12 protein-coding genes, 1 tRNA gene and 1 pseudogene are annotated in these 13,140 nt (G+C 60.1%); 5 read left to right on the plus strand and 9 right to left on the minus strand.

The window, feature by feature from the left end; translation table 11 throughout:
* Positions 1-222 (minus strand): annotated as a pseudogene (locus BT108_RS02665) (helix-turn-helix domain-containing protein); the annotation flags it as partial.
* Between the two features lie 719 nt (positions 223-941).
* Here BT108_RS02665 and BT108_RS02670 point away from each other — a divergent pair.
* The 3 genes from BT108_RS02670 (at position 942) to BT108_RS02680 (ending at position 4,317) form a co-directional block, all read left to right on the plus strand.
* The gene (locus BT108_RS02670) at positions 942-1,472 is read left to right on the plus strand and encodes a GNAT family N-acetyltransferase (protein ID WP_072293018.1); all 531 of its coding nucleotides are present in this window, start codon (positions 942-944) and stop codon (positions 1,470-1,472) included.
* A 39-nt stretch (positions 1,473-1,511) separates the two neighbouring features.
* Positions 1,512-3,185, plus strand: coding sequence for a RimK family protein (locus BT108_RS02675; RefSeq protein ID WP_072293019.1), 1,674 nt, complete (start codon positions 1,512-1,514; stop codon positions 3,183-3,185).
* A gap of 235 nt (positions 3,186-3,420) precedes the next feature.
* Positions 3,421-4,317: a LysR family transcriptional regulator gene (locus BT108_RS02680; RefSeq protein ID WP_072293020.1), complete on the plus strand. Its 897-nt coding sequence runs from the start codon at positions 3,421-3,423 to the stop codon at positions 4,315-4,317.
* 5 nt (positions 4,318-4,322) lie between these two features.
* On the opposite strand, the gene BT108_RS02685 is transcribed toward BT108_RS02680, so the two are convergent.
* On the minus strand, positions 4,323-4,616 hold the full coding sequence (locus BT108_RS02685) for a helix-turn-helix domain-containing protein (RefSeq protein ID WP_072293021.1): 294 nt from the start codon (positions 4,614-4,616) through the stop codon (positions 4,323-4,325).
* Between the two features lie 124 nt (positions 4,617-4,740).
* On the opposite strand from BT108_RS02685, the gene BT108_RS02690 reads away from it, so the two are divergent.
* Positions 4,741-5,382, plus strand: coding sequence for a substrate-binding domain-containing protein (locus tag BT108_RS02690; protein ID WP_072293022.1), 642 nt, complete (start codon positions 4,741-4,743; stop codon positions 5,380-5,382).
* A 49-nt stretch (positions 5,383-5,431) separates the two neighbouring features.
* Here the strand turns inward: BT108_RS02690 and BT108_RS02695 are convergent, their stop codons facing one another.
* The 6 genes from BT108_RS02695 to BT108_RS02720 form a co-directional block, all read right to left on the minus strand.
* Positions 5,432-7,384, minus strand: coding sequence for a tyrosine-type recombinase/integrase (locus tag BT108_RS02695; protein WP_072293023.1), 1,953 nt, complete (start codon positions 7,382-7,384; stop codon positions 5,432-5,434).
* Positions 7,385-7,609: 225 nt separating this feature from the next.
* Positions 7,610-7,684: transfer RNA gene (locus tag BT108_RS02700), tRNA-Gly, on the minus strand.
* Positions 7,685-7,752: 68 nt separating this feature from the next.
* Complete coding sequence (gene pgsA / locus BT108_RS02705; protein WP_072293024.1) at positions 7,753-8,325, minus strand: CDP-diacylglycerol--glycerol-3-phosphate 3-phosphatidyltransferase; 573 nt, start codon at positions 8,323-8,325, stop codon at positions 7,753-7,755.
* A gap of 62 nt (positions 8,326-8,387) precedes the next feature.
* Positions 8,388-10,226: an excinuclease ABC subunit UvrC gene (gene uvrC / locus BT108_RS02710; protein ID WP_072293025.1), complete on the minus strand. Its 1,839-nt coding sequence runs from the start codon at positions 10,224-10,226 to the stop codon at positions 8,388-8,390.
* Positions 10,227-10,231: 5 nt separating this feature from the next.
* Positions 10,232-10,420, minus strand: coding sequence for a tautomerase family protein (locus BT108_RS02715; protein ID WP_072293026.1), 189 nt, complete (start codon positions 10,418-10,420; stop codon positions 10,232-10,234).
* Between the two features lie 3 nt (positions 10,421-10,423).
* On the minus strand, positions 10,424-11,104 hold the full coding sequence (locus BT108_RS02720) for a uracil-DNA glycosylase (protein WP_072293027.1): 681 nt from the start codon (positions 11,102-11,104) through the stop codon (positions 10,424-10,426).
* Between the two features lie 78 nt (positions 11,105-11,182).
* On the opposite strand from BT108_RS02720, the gene efp reads away from it, so the two are divergent.
* Positions 11,183-11,749: an elongation factor P gene (gene efp / locus BT108_RS02725; RefSeq protein WP_072293028.1), complete on the plus strand. Its 567-nt coding sequence runs from the start codon at positions 11,183-11,185 to the stop codon at positions 11,747-11,749.
* A 46-nt stretch (positions 11,750-11,795) separates the two neighbouring features.
* Here the strand turns inward: efp and BT108_RS02730 are convergent, their stop codons facing one another.
* A complete protein-coding gene (locus BT108_RS02730; RefSeq protein WP_255369583.1) occupies positions 11,796-13,130 on the minus strand; it encodes an OprO/OprP family phosphate-selective porin in 1,335 nt (444 codons plus the stop codon).
* Between the last annotated feature and the right edge of the window lie 10 nt (positions 13,131-13,140).

The raw sequence follows: 13,140 nt of genomic DNA on the forward strand, positions 1-13,140 counted from the left end.
GAGGTGGAGCACCACGGTCTCTTGCGCAGGCGTGAGCACGGTCTGCAGGTGATGGGCCGTATGCGAGCGGTCTGCAAAAACATCGCGCTTCTTCCATTTGTAAACCGTCTGCTCAGTGATCCCGAAGCGCAGGGCCAGGACGTTGGCTGGCTCGTTGCTGGCTGCGATCTCGGCACGCACGGCGGGCGTGGTGCGGGCGTTCTTGTGCAGGGCAATCAACATGGCTTTACTCCCTGGGTAGATTGCAAGGACTCTATCAACTCTTGCAGGACCGCTCTGGCCATGAAGAGGGGATAGCGTTTAGAGTCTATGCAATCGTCCGGGATGCGACAGCCAGTGACTTGTGCGGTTGCTACAGACGGCAGCGTAGCAACCATGACACCGCCGCATACCGCAGCGACGCCCGCCAGGGACTTGAAGATTTGAGCGCGCATGTTCTTTTTCGCAATCGAATGGCGAAATTGCCATGCAGCAGTATTCGCCTAAGTCCTTGGTCGCGTCATAACTTCTGCGTAAATTTGATGAGGGGTGCCGCTTGAGAAGCCCTGCGGCAGGGAGTCAGTGTTACGGGAACGCCTCGCGGCACCGCCTACAGGGCGAGACTTTATGCCGAATTTACGACGCTCTTGACCGCCGCGGCGTATGGTTTAGGTGACTATCAAGGACCATCGGACGCCCCCCCAGTGCCTCAATTCCTCCAGGACATTACCTTTGTAGCCGTCGTCGTCGTCGGGTTCATCGCGTTCTTCCGCTTGGCCAACCGCGTCGAGAAATGGCGCGCGAACCGATCAGCGCCCAAGCATTTGGAATCTCATCGTGTTGAATGAGTTTCTACACTTCATGCTGGCTATTCTCGCCATTGTGGTTCCGCTGCTTCTTGCATGGGTGCTCATTGAGTACCCCACGCGCCGCAAGCGAAGTTCGAGTTCTTCACAAAGCAGATGACAAAAACCCGCATTAGGCTGGCCGACCACCAGGATATCGAGCAGCTCATAGAGCTTGAAGAACAATCGTTCGCTTTTGATCGAATATCGCGAAGAAGCTGGCGCGCCCTATCAAAGAGTGCCTCGGCCATTGTACTGGTGGCAGAGGCAGGCGCCATGGTCGTAGGTAGTGCGGTAATTCTCATGCGCAAGCGATCTCAGATTGCTCGCCTTTATTCGATTGCCGTCAAGAGCGGCTGCCAACGCTCCGGAATCGGCCACCTTCTCACAAATGAAGTTTCCCGCGCAGCAACGGCGCACGGTTGCACCGAAGTGCGTCTGGAAAGTCGCATTGACAATGTGCGCGCGCACGCGCTATTTCGCGCACTAGGCTACACGCCATTTGGTGCTCCAATCCGCAATTACTACGCCGATGGCGCGAGTGCCATCCGTTTTCGCAAGCAGTTGCGTCCTGATATCGCCACGAAAGCGGCCGTCAGGAAAGCGGACAATTCAAACATCGACTGGAACCAGGCGCCGCCTGGTTAGGCCACGCAGTTCGAGCGCCCCCCATTCCGGCCATGATCGATGGCCGGAGCAACGATTCTTTTGCATTTAGAGCTCCCAATGAATTCGGACCATCTGATCATCGTCGAGAAACCAAGCGATTTTCGCTGGAGCGACCCAGACATGGAGGTCGTCACGGCAGAACACTTCCTTGCGGATGGCCCGCGAATACGAAGCCGGCCGCGCAAGATCATCAATTTGTGCCGTAGCTACAGTTACCTGAGTGTCGGGTACTACTGTTCGCTGCTCGCGGAGGCTCGCGGAGATCGAGTGACTCCGAGCGTCGAAACCATCCTGGATCTCGCACGCCGCAAGCCGCAGGCAAGCATGCTGCCGACGCTGAACTCCCTTGTCGGCCCGCTGAAAGAGGTTCCTCGATCAGTCCGCAGCCTCACCCTGCACGTGTTCTTCGGAGAAATAGAGGACCCGCAGCTTGCCAATCTTGCCCGCAAGAGCTTCGAAATGTTCCAGTGCCCGCTATTGGAGATTGAAGTGGAGCGCGCAGCCAAGTCGGAAGTGTGGGAGGTCGCGGCCATACAACCGCTCAAGCCTGCGGACATCAGTGCGGAACAGGATGGCGTCTTTACGCGAGGCCTCGCCAAGTTCACCCGAAGGACCTGGAATCCAGCTCCGCGACCCCGCACGTACCGCATGGCGGTCGCCATACTGCATGACCCGAAAGATCCTCTGCCTCCATCGAACCTGAAAACACTGAGCAAGATTGTCGATATTGGAGAAGAGCTTGATATTTCCGTCGAATTGATCGAAAAGAAAGATTTTTCTCGCTTGACCCAATTCGATGCCTTGTTCATCCGGGAAACGACTGCAGTATCTGATCACACGTTCCAGTTTGCACGCAAGGCAGAAATGGCCAATATGCCTGTGATTGACGATCCAACGTCGATCTTGCGATGCACCAACAAGGCGTATCTTGCAGAACTTCTGAAAGGCCACGACGTGCCGACACCTCAGACGTTCTTGTTGAGCAAGCACAGTCTGAACACGGCGGCCAGATTGCTGCCTTATCCGGTGGTGCTGAAGGTGCCTGATGGCGCCTTTAGTCTCAGCGTCAAAAAGGCGGAGGACGCGACGCAATTGGTTGAGATCGCGCGTGAAATGCTCAAGGAATCCGACGTCATTCTGGCACAGGAGTTCATGTATACACCCTTCGATTGGCGGATCGGTGTTTTGGATGGCAAGCCGTTATTCGCGGCGCGCTACCACATGTGCAAAGACCATTGGCAGATCATCAAGCACGCCGCCAACGGCAATTTCCAGGAGGGGCGCGTTGAATCCGTCCCGTTGTCGGACGTGCCCTTATCGATACTGGAGCTGGCGAGTAAATCGGCAAATCTAATCGGCGATGGACTCTACGGCATTGACATCAAATCCAACGGAGAACAGTCGTTTGTTATTGAGGTCAATGACAATCCAAACATCGATATTGGCATGGAAGATGCCCACGAGGGCGATGAAGTATATCGAAAAATATTGCTTCATCTGCTTTATCGCTTTGAACTGCGGCACAACATTTCTACGAATAATGGTGCTGGCAATCTCACACAGAGTTCACACCACGCCGAGTCGAAATCCGTGATCAGCGTTCATTCATCCTTACATGGCAACCCGGATGCCAAGAACGCTTTGAAAATTGGAAAAAAAGTGGATGGAGAGAAACTTTCCGTCTCGCCTTGAATAGCAGCGTCGCCAGCTCATTTTTCAAGTGATTGCTGGACTTTGCGTTTGCAGTAAGCTGCGGGGCCTCTTGCCGTGGCCTCTTCGCGCTTGCGGTCCGACAGATGCAGCGAAGAACTCAATGCAGGCAGCATGCTGTTCTTGCAGATGACCTGCACTCATCACTTGGCTCGAAGTTACCAAGGCCGTCTGAAGATATGTGGCCCGATGTGCTTGAGATTAGGAAATAAGGTACATGGAACTACGCCATCTTCGTTGCTTTGTCGCATTGGCCGAGGAATTGCACTTCACACGCGCTGCTGAGCGCCTACATATCGAGCAGCCGCCATTGTCGCGAGCGATCAAAGAGCTGGAAGACGAACTGGGGGTTGTGCTCTTTGATCGGGATCGCAGAGGTACGCGCCTGACAGCAGCCGGAGCTGCATTCTTGCAAGACACTCGCCGACTATTCACGGTCTTGGAACAAGCGCAAGAGAATGCCAGGGCCATCGCAGCAGGTAGGCGGGGCAGCCTGCGCATCGCCGTATCCGATGGAGCTCTCGATCCCCGACTGTCAGCATTCTTGGCTCGCTGCCGTGTGGAAGAGCCGGAAATGGAGATACGTATGTGCGAAGTGCCCTTGGCCGAACAGTTGCGCGGGCTTCGGTCGGGCGACTTTACGATCGGTCTCGCGCACACCGATGAAGTCAGCGATGGCATTGTCGCCGTGCCAATCTGGCGAGATCCAATTGTGATCGCTTTGCCCGCACTACATGAGTTGCTTGCCCATAAGGAGATTCCACTTCATAAACTGGGAGGCCACCCACTTGTGTTGTGTGACCCGCGGATATGCGAGGGCTACTGCCGCGAGCTGACTCGACTCCTGGGGCCAGTGGGGAATCAGAATGTCGTTGAACACGTGTCCTCACTGGACATGATGCTGACTCTGGTGGGAGCAGGTTACGGCGTCGGCTTTATCTCTGCAAACAAGATTCCGGTCAGCCAACGTCAGGATGTAGTGATCCGCCCCCTGGCGGTGAAATCAGCAGTAATCACTACTTACCTACTACGATCAGCAAGTAGTGACTTGAGTGCTTCATTGGAGCGTTTTATTTCCCGACTGCGTGAGGGTTTCGACGATCGACTGAAATAATTTTCTCACGAATCAGCGCTTAAACTCAGATTGTGTTCGGTTGCGGCCATAAGCTCGGCCGCACTTATTCCGAGTGCTATAGAAATTTTCAGTATGAGCGGAAGCGTAGGTACATGTTCTCCACGTTCAATTTTTCCCATATGCGAGCGTGCAATGCCTGCCCTAGAAGCGAACTCATCCTGTGCGACGCCTTGCGCGACGCGAGCCGCGCGCACGGCCTGTCCGAATGCCAATGCTGGCTTGGAGTCATACGTGGTTGTGCCAGACGGACGTCCAGGCTGAATAGTGGTCTTCTGCATCGGCAGAAGGGTCGATCAAACTGCGAAAATTAACCACGTTAAGTTTGGAGACGTTAAACTTCTCTCTTTCCCGTCATGCTAGCTCGCACCTCGACCTGCCTAGCCTCTCTTCTGCGCGGCGCTTATGCACAGCATCACCAGCCGATCATCCCGCCTCCGGCTTGCCATCGCGCCGGGTGTGCCGTCGTTTCAGCTCTCCAAGTTGCTGGCCCTACAGCGCGCAGAAGAGCCAAACGTCAGGCTCACGTTTTCTGCGGTAACAGGTGACGAATTGGTCGCGGGTATTCAGGACGGTCGCTACGACGCAGGAATGTCGCTTCAGGGGGCCAGCGACCCAGGCCTCAAGACGCAACCTTTGTGGGCCGAGAGCATGGCTGTCGCCGTGCCGCTGCGGTTCCATTTACTCGACCGGGCAAAGCTCACCGTCGCCGGTCTTCAAGACTACCCGATCTATCGCTGGCAGGCCGAGGACTGTCCTCTGCTGGATGGAAGGCTGGCCTCCCTCATGCCGTTGGACGAGGAGAACATCCAGCGGGTGACTTCATTCGAGATGCTGGCGCTATGGGTTGCGGCCGGCTATGGCATCGGGGTATCTGCGCAAACGCGCATCGAGCGTGCCCACGGCTGGGGTATCACCATGCGACCGCTCGCCGACGGCCCCTATGAAATCGTGACCTACCTGCAGCGACGCCACGCGCAAACCGACTCCGCTTCGGAGCGGTTCGAGCGCAGAGCGATGCAAGTCGCCGGGGCCGAAGCCACGTAATAACATCCCTACGGCCGGAGCTATGACCCCGGCCGTAGTTTGAAGGGGGTTAGGCCCCCTCAAGTACTGCCGCGCTGTCCACCAGCCGACGGACGCTCAGCCGCACATCCTCGGGAATGGGCCGCAAGGCAACGGCCTCGGGCCCATCCTCGTGGCGCTGGTAGTCACCCATGATGACGCGGATGATCGCGGGCACGTTGGTCGGCGTGACCGCATCGATAGCCGCACGATCACCCAGGTCGGGGTGAGGCTCGGTCAGCATGCGGTACAGCTCCCACGAATCCGCGTGCAGGCATTGGTTCATGAGCACTTGGGCCAGCTTGTGCTTGAGCGGTACCAGTTGCCAGTCGGGAACCCGCTGCCCCCGGTTGCCCAGGCTGATCGACAGGAGCTTGCCCGCCTTCAGCTCGCGGTTGATCTGGTCCTTGGACTTGCCGGCCAGCTTGCCGAACAGAGGAACCGGCAGATTGTTCGGCGACTCGTAGACGGCCAGCATTTCCTCGCGCTCGCGCTGGATCGCTGAGACTTCCGGCTCCGGGGCATGCATCGGAGGCGGCGGCACCTGCGACAGCCGCTGGAACGTGATTCCGCCGCTGTTGGGGGTCACGACGATGGGCGTGGCCACCACCGGCGGCACGCCGGGGACAGCGGGCTCGGCCGCCGTGGGGGCGGCACCCACCGCACCCAGCGCTTCCTCCACTTCAGCCATCGCCGGCACGCCGTCGATGCGGATGGTCAGGTGCGCACTCGCGGCTTCCACTTCGCCCTGTTCGAGCAGGTCGAGGCGATCGGCCCAGTCCTGCATCATCCGGCGGCGGGGCTCCACGTACTTGGCGTGGTTGTAGGCCGAGCTGACCTTGTTCGGATCGGAGTGCGAAAGCTGTGCGTCCACCCAAATCTTCGGGTAGCCGATCTCGTTGAGCGCCGTCGAGATGGTGCCGCGGATGCCATGGCCGGTCAGGCGCCCCTCATACCCCATGAGTTGCACGGCCTTGTTGAGGGTGTTCTCGCTGATGCGCCTCTTGAGTTCGCTGCGGTGCGACAGCAGGTACTTCTGCGCCGGCCGCATCACGCCCAGGAGATAGCGCACGATCTCGATGGCCTGCAGGGACAAGGGCACGATGTAGGGCGGCACGTCCTGCGGCCGCTTGCCGGCCTTGCGCATTTCGTCCTGGAGCTGCTTGACGACCTGCGGCGGGATGATCCACAAGCCGCGGTCGAGGTCGAATTGCTCAGGTTCGGCCAGCCGCAACTCGCCTGTGCGCACCCCCGTCAGGAACAGCAGACGGACGCCAAGCTGGGTCTGCCAGCCACGGGGGTTGTAGAGCCGGAGCTTCTGAAGGAACTCTGGCAGTTCGGGAAGGTGCAGGTAGGGGTTGTGCGCCACCGGAGGCTTGGGTTCAGCTACCACGTCCAGGTCCGCAGCCGGGTTGACGTCCAGTCCCTCTGCAATGACCAGGGCATAGCGAAACATCTGGTTGAACCAGGTGCGCACCTTCTCGGCGGTGGTGAACGCCTTGCGCTTCTCGATCGCCGCCACGACGCCCACAAGCTGGGGCCGGCGAATGTCGTAGATCGACATCTTCCCTAGGGTGGGCAGCACGTCCTTGTTGAAGATGCGCAGGATCTGCGACAGCGTGCTCTGGCGGCCTTCCTTGAGTTCCTTGCGGCGATGCTCGACCCAGGCATCAAAAACAATCTTGAAGGTGTATTCGCCCGCCAGCTTGGCTGCGTGCCGACGCTGGTCGCGTTCGATTTGAGGATCGACCCCCCGGGCGAGCAGGGCCTGGGCCTTGTCCCGCTCCCCGCGGGCCTCGCGCAGGCTGAGGGCGGGATAGCCGCCGAGGGACAAGCGCTTCTGCTTGCCCAGCCAGTAGTAGCGGAAAATCCACGACTTGCCGCCTGCGGCAGAGACCATCAGGCCCAGGCAGTCGTTGTCGGAGAGGGTGTAGCGCTTGCCGGTGGTCCTTGCCTGCCGGACGGTCAGATCAGAGAGTGCCATTTCGAGGCTCCTAAGTTATGACTTAGGCCTATGCTCGTCATGGTTCCCGCTCAGCCCCAGCAACTATCCGGCAGCCGTCCCAACCGCATTCTTGTGCCTCAATTGGTCACTCAAAAACGGTAGCTGTGGGTGGATTTCCGTGGCGCTCGCTGGAATGAAAAAAGGGGCCGAAGCCCCTCTTTTCAACGACTTACAGACGTCAGTGGAAGTCTGTAGATCATAACTTGGAGCGGGAAACGAGGCTCGAACTCGCGACCCCAACCTTGGCAAGGTTGTGCTCTACCACTGAGCTATTCCCGCGAAAAACAATGCTGGCATTATAAGGATGCTGCACCCTTTGTCAAGGAAGGGCGGCGCGGCGCGGGGCATCAGCCGTGCTTCAGGGCCTGCGGGATCGCAACCTTCAGGTAGTATCCCATCGACCACAGCGTGAGGATCGCGGCCAGGTAGATCAGCCACGTCCCCACTACCTGGGGATCGAAACGCTCGCCTATCCTGTCGTGGTACAGCAGCAGCGGTATGGCCGCCATCTGCGACGTCGTCTTCAGTTTTCCGAGGAAGGAAACCGCCAATCCCTTGCCACGGCCGATCTGCGCCATCCATTCGCGCAGGGCCGAGATCGTGATCTCGCGGCCGATGATGATGAAGGCGATCAACGCATCCAGGCGGCTCAAGTGGACCAGCACGATCAGGGCAGCGGCCACCATCAGCTTGTCCGCCACCGGATCGAGAAAGGCCCCGAATGCGGAGGTCTGCTTGAGCGCCCGCGCAAGATAGCCATCGAGCCAATCGGTCACGGCGGCGCCGGTGAAGATGATGGTGGCGATCAGGTTCTGGTCGGACTGCGACAGCCATGCGGGCGGGAAATAGAAGATGCCGACGAACAGCGGAATCGCGAGGATGCGCATCCAGGTCAGGACATTGGGAAGATTAAGGGACATAGGTTCGCGATGCGTGCCCGGATCCGGCGGCCAGGGCACAGGATGAGCGAAGGCCGGTGGCCTCAGTGCAGTTCCTTGTAGATCCTTTCCGCCAGTGATCGGCTGATTCCATCGGTCTGCTGCAACTCTTCGATGCTGGCGGTCAGCACGCCCTTCAATCCGCCGAACCGCGCCAGCAAGTTCTGGCGGCGCTTGGCGCCGACACCTTCGATCTGCTCCAGGCTCGAACGGGTACGCGACCTGCCGAGCCTGGCACGATGGCCATGGATGGCGAAGCGATGGGCTTCGTCGCGAATCTGCTGGATCAGGTGCAGTCCAGGATGATCCCGTGGCAATTGTAGCGGCTTTTGCATCCCGGGGAAAACCAGTTGTTCCAGTCCCGGTTTGCGCATTTCCCCTTTCGCCACGCCCAGCAGGTTGGCGTCGTTCACCCCGAGTTCGGCGAGCGCTTCCTGCGCCGCACTCACCTGCCCCTTTCCGCCATCGATCAGTATCAGGTCGGGCAACCTGCCCTCGCCTTCGGCGACTCTGTGGTAGCGCCGCGACAGGGCGGCGCGCATCGCCGCGTAATCGTCTCCGGGTGCCAATCCGCCGATGTTGTAGCGGCGGTACTCGCTGTTGCGCATGGCATGGTTGTCGTAGACCACGCAGGAAGCGATCGTGGCCTCTCCCTGGGAATGGCTGATGTCGAAACATTCGATACGCCCGATCCCCGGCATATCCAGCGCCTGCTGCAGCGCCTGCAGACGCGCTTCCTGGCTCGCCTGCCTGCCCAGCATCTGCTCCAGGGCGATCCGTGCGTTCTCTGCCGCCATGTCCAGCCACCTGCGCCGCTCGCCAGTGGGAGCGGTGCTGATGGTCACCCGGCGGCCGGATGCTCCCGCAAGCATCGCCTGCAAGGCCTCCCGCCGGATCTTCTCGCCCACGACGACGAGGCCCGGCGCCTCCCGCTGCAGGTAGTGCTGGGCCAGGAAGGCCTCCACCACCGAAGCGGGGTCGCAGCCTTCAGCATTCTGCGGGAAGAAGCTCTTGTCGCCCAGGTGGCGCCCTCCCCTGATCATCGCCAGGTTGACGCATACCCGGCCGCTCCCGATGCTCCCGTCATCTCCGTCGCCCTCGAGGGCACATGCAATGACATCGGCATCGAGCGCCCTGCCGTTGTCGACGAATTGCCGCTCCCGGATCTTGCGGAGCGACTGGATCTGGTCGCGAAACACCGCTGCCTGCTCGTACGCCTGGGCAGCTGCGGCCTCCTGCATCTTTCTCGTGATGCTCTCCACGGCTTCCGTCTGCTTGCCTTCCAGAAACAAGGCCGCGGCCCTGGCATCCGCACCGTAGGCGTCCTCGCCGATCAGGTTCACGCACGGGCCGCTGCAGCGCCTGATCTGGTAGAGCAGGCAGGGCCGGGTGCGGTTGCTGAAGACGCTGTCTTCGCAGGTGCGCAGCCGGAATACTTTCTGCAGCAGCTGGATGCTCTCCCGTACCACGCCCGTATTGGGAAAGGGACCGAAGTAGCGGTGCCGCCTGTCCAGCGCGCCCCGGTAGAAGCCGAGCCTGGGAAACCGGTGTCCCGTCAGTACCACATAGGGGTAGGACTTGTCATCCCGGAACAGGATGTTGTAGCGGGGTGACAGCGCCTTGATCAGGTTGTTCTCGAGCAGGAGCGCTTCCGCCTCGGAGCGCGTCACCGTGGTCTCGACGCCGGCGACCTGCGACACCATCAGCCGGGTGCGGGGAGCCAGGCCCGTCTTCTGGAAATAGGAAGCGACGCGCTTTCTCAGGTCGACCGCCTTGCCGACGTAAAGCACCTCCCCTTTCGCATTCAGCATGCGGTAGACGCCGGGCTGCGCGGGCAGGCCGGCGCAGAATGCCCTGGCGTCGAAAGGTGGGGCCTCCGGCAATGCGCTCAGTCTTCCTTGCCCAGCAGATTGCCTGCGATGGCCCAGTTCTCGCCAGGCAATTCGTCGAAGGCGATGTAGGTGTAGGACTTCGGCTTATGGGCGACGCGCTCGAGCGTTTCCGTGATCTCCCGGGCGATCTCCTGCTTCTGCTCGCGGCTGAGCGAGCCGGCGATGCGAATGTTGACATAGGGCATGCATCATCTCCATTGGTTTGAGTCCCGATCCTGCAGGATGGAACGCGTGGCCAGGTCGGCTTGGATGTTCGCGAACACCTGCTCGAACATCCCGGCGGTCAGGCGCCGGGTCTGGGTATTGTAACGGCTGCAGTGGTAGCTGTCATACAGCGTCAGGTCATCCGGGAGGGTGTGGATGGCGCCGTGTCCGAAAGCGTGATCCGCCCCGCGGAGCCCCAGGGCCATGAGTACGGCGCGATGCGCGACCGCGCCCAGGGCGAGCAAGGCAACGCCCCCCGTACGCATGAAAGCGGCAATCTCTGCCGCCAGGTAGCCGTTGCAGCGGCGTACCTCGGCCGGCTCGGGCTTGTTCTGCGGCGGCAGGCACTTCACCGCGTTGGTGACGCGACAATCCACCAGGCGCAGGCCATCCCCCGGATCGGCCGAACCCTCGTGGCTGGCGAAGCCGAACTTGTACAGCGTGCGGTACAGCAGGATGCCGGCGAAGTCGCCGGTGAAAGGCCTGCCGGTGCGGTTGGCCCCGTGCATGCCCGGCGCCAGGCCGACGATGAGCAGCCGCGGTGCGGCATCGCCGAAGGCGGGAACGGGCCGGGCGTGGTAGCGGGGATGACGGCTCCGCACCTCATCGAGAAAACCGGCCAGCCGCGGGCATTGCCGGCATTCCGCCGAAAACGTGGATTGCATCGGCTCCGATCGACCTTTTATAGTAGAATGCACGCTCTTCACTTCCACTCCACATCGATTGAATTCACTGGAAAAACAATGGCCAAGGTCTTAGCAACGGAAATTCGGGTCGGCAACCTGATCGAATGGGACAAACGTATCTGGCGTGTCCTCAAATGTTACCATGTCCATGTCGGCGGACGCGGTGGCGCCTTCATGCAGGTGGAGATGAAGGACATCGAGGCGGGCACCAAGACCAACCAGCGCATCCGCACCGAGGACAAGGTGGAACGTGCCTTCGTGGAACCGCGCGACATGACATTTTTGTATCAGGACGGCGATGGCTACATCTTCATGGATAAGGAAAACTACGAGCAGCTGAACCTGTCGCAGGAATTCCTGGAGGGCCAGTACGAGTTCCTGCTGCCGAACACCGACGTGCAGGTCAATTTCCACAACGAACGCGCCATCGGGGTGCAGCTTCCCCCCAGCGTGATACTGACCATCACCGCCACCGAGCCCAATCTCAAGGGCGCGACCGCCACCAGCTCCTACAAGCCGGCCACGATGGAGACGGGGCTCGTCGTCATGGTTCCACCCTTCATTCTGGAGGGCGAGAAAATCAAGATCAACACCGACAGCGGCGAATATATCGAGCGCATGTAGCGCAGGTCGCGGCGGTGGCAGGCCAGCCGGCCACCGCCGGCATGGCTCAGAAGCCCAACTGGGTACGGAAAGACACTGCCGAAAGCGTATCGTTCCGATTCTGCGCGTGCATGGACGCATGACCGATCGCCGCATCGGTAAAGTAGTAATTGAGCATGAAGCGCCAATTCTTGCGCACATACCAGTTGATTCCCAGCGTGATGATCTGTACCTGGCATTTCGATGTACCGGTGCGACAGGGGTCCGCCAGCAGGCTTTGATTCAGATTCTCTGCCCTGTCGTAGCGTGCGGCGAACTCAAGCGCGCCCCACTTGCGAAGCGGGCGGGGCTTGCCAAAGGCGCCCCGCTCCTTGCTGTAGATCGATCTTTCTCCGGTGGCGAACCAGCTGGCCTGCACGTAGTATGCCTGTACCGTGGAGTTCCTCGGCATGCCTCCTGTCGCGTGGGTGTGCTCGAGCCTCGAACTCACATATTCTCCCTGCAGAGTCACCGGCCCCAGGGCATAGGCGGCCTCCGCGCCGAAGGTCGACTGGTCGCCGCCCCCGGATGAGCCCGCACTGCCGGCGGTGCCCAGGGAGAAGCTGACTCCACGTCGTCCGCCGTAGATATCGACGACTTTCGCAGGCAGAGAATCCGCCTCCGAATGATCCATGCTGTAGGAAAATCCAAGATGCAGCGTGTTTCCTTCTTCCGACAATGGCGCCCAGAACAGCCGTCCGCCGATGCTCGACCCGGCTACCGGCATACCGAAATGCGTCATGCTCATGACATGTGCGGCATAGCCCACCTTTTCAGCATACAAGCCCTTGTATCCCACCCCCATCAGCCATTGCCTGCCGGCATAGACCCCGGTGGACGAAGTCGAGGGGCGTTCCAGCAGAGTGATCTCATTCGAGCTCGCCAGTTCCTCCATGCCGCGGTAGGGCTTGAACTGGCCAATCGTCAATTGGCCCGGACCCACCCTGGCTCCCACCCAGGCTTCCCGCAGGCTGCCCGGAAAGGTTCCTGCAGCGAAATCATTCTGGAATTTGAGGCTCAGGTCATGAAACCTGACCGTGATATCGGTATAGCCGCGCCGGAAGTTGAAGCCGCCGTCCGGATGGCTACCGGGCACCTGGCTGCCGAAGGGCAGCTGTCCCGGCCTGGCGCTGTCGTCGTTGAACGCGTGGACATCAAGGTGCGCACGCGCTCCCAGGATCACTTCGAGATTGCCGTCATCCGCCAGAATCCTGAAACCATCCTGGGTTGTGATATCGAATGCGTATGCCTGGACGATGCTCAGGCTGGCCAGAACGACAAATAAGGCAAACGCACGATATCTCAACACGCCACCAATGGTTCCCTGCTGGAAGATCGGCTGGCTTCCGTCGTTACCCGGCACGATCCGCTGA

The organism is Nitrosovibrio sp. Nv17 (assembly GCF_900119085.1).
Taxonomy (GTDB): domain Bacteria; phylum Pseudomonadota; class Gammaproteobacteria; order Burkholderiales; family Nitrosomonadaceae; genus Nitrosospira.

Bases quoted from the DNA above. Each gene is read 5' to 3' on its own strand.
- BT108_RS02670 (WP_072293018.1), top strand. From the start codon at position 942: ATGACAAAAACCCGCATTAGGCTGGCCGACCACCAGGATATCGAGCAG.
- BT108_RS02675 (WP_072293019.1), top strand. From the start codon at position 1,512: ATGGCCGGAGCAACGATTCTTTTGCATTTAGAGCTCCCAATGAATTCG.
- BT108_RS02680 (WP_072293020.1), top strand. From the start codon at position 3,421: ATGGAACTACGCCATCTTCGTTGCTTTGTCGCATTGGCCGAGGAATTG.
- BT108_RS02685 (WP_072293021.1), bottom strand. From the start codon at position 4,616: ATGCAGAAGACCACTATTCAGCCTGGACGTCCGTCTGGCACAACCACG.
- BT108_RS02690 (WP_072293022.1), top strand. From the start codon at position 4,741: ATGCACAGCATCACCAGCCGATCATCCCGCCTCCGGCTTGCCATCGCG.
- BT108_RS02695 (WP_072293023.1), bottom strand. From the start codon at position 7,384: ATGGCACTCTCTGATCTGACCGTCCGGCAGGCAAGGACCACCGGCAAG.
- pgsA (WP_072293024.1), bottom strand. From the start codon at position 8,325: ATGTCCCTTAATCTTCCCAATGTCCTGACCTGGATGCGCATCCTCGCG.
- BT108_RS02715 (WP_072293026.1), bottom strand. From the start codon at position 10,420: ATGCCCTATGTCAACATTCGCATCGCCGGCTCGCTCAGCCGCGAGCAG.
- BT108_RS02720 (WP_072293027.1), bottom strand. From the start codon at position 11,104: ATGCAATCCACGTTTTCGGCGGAATGCCGGCAATGCCCGCGGCTGGCC.
- efp (WP_072293028.1), top strand. From the start codon at position 11,183: ATGGCCAAGGTCTTAGCAACGGAAATTCGGGTCGGCAACCTGATCGAA.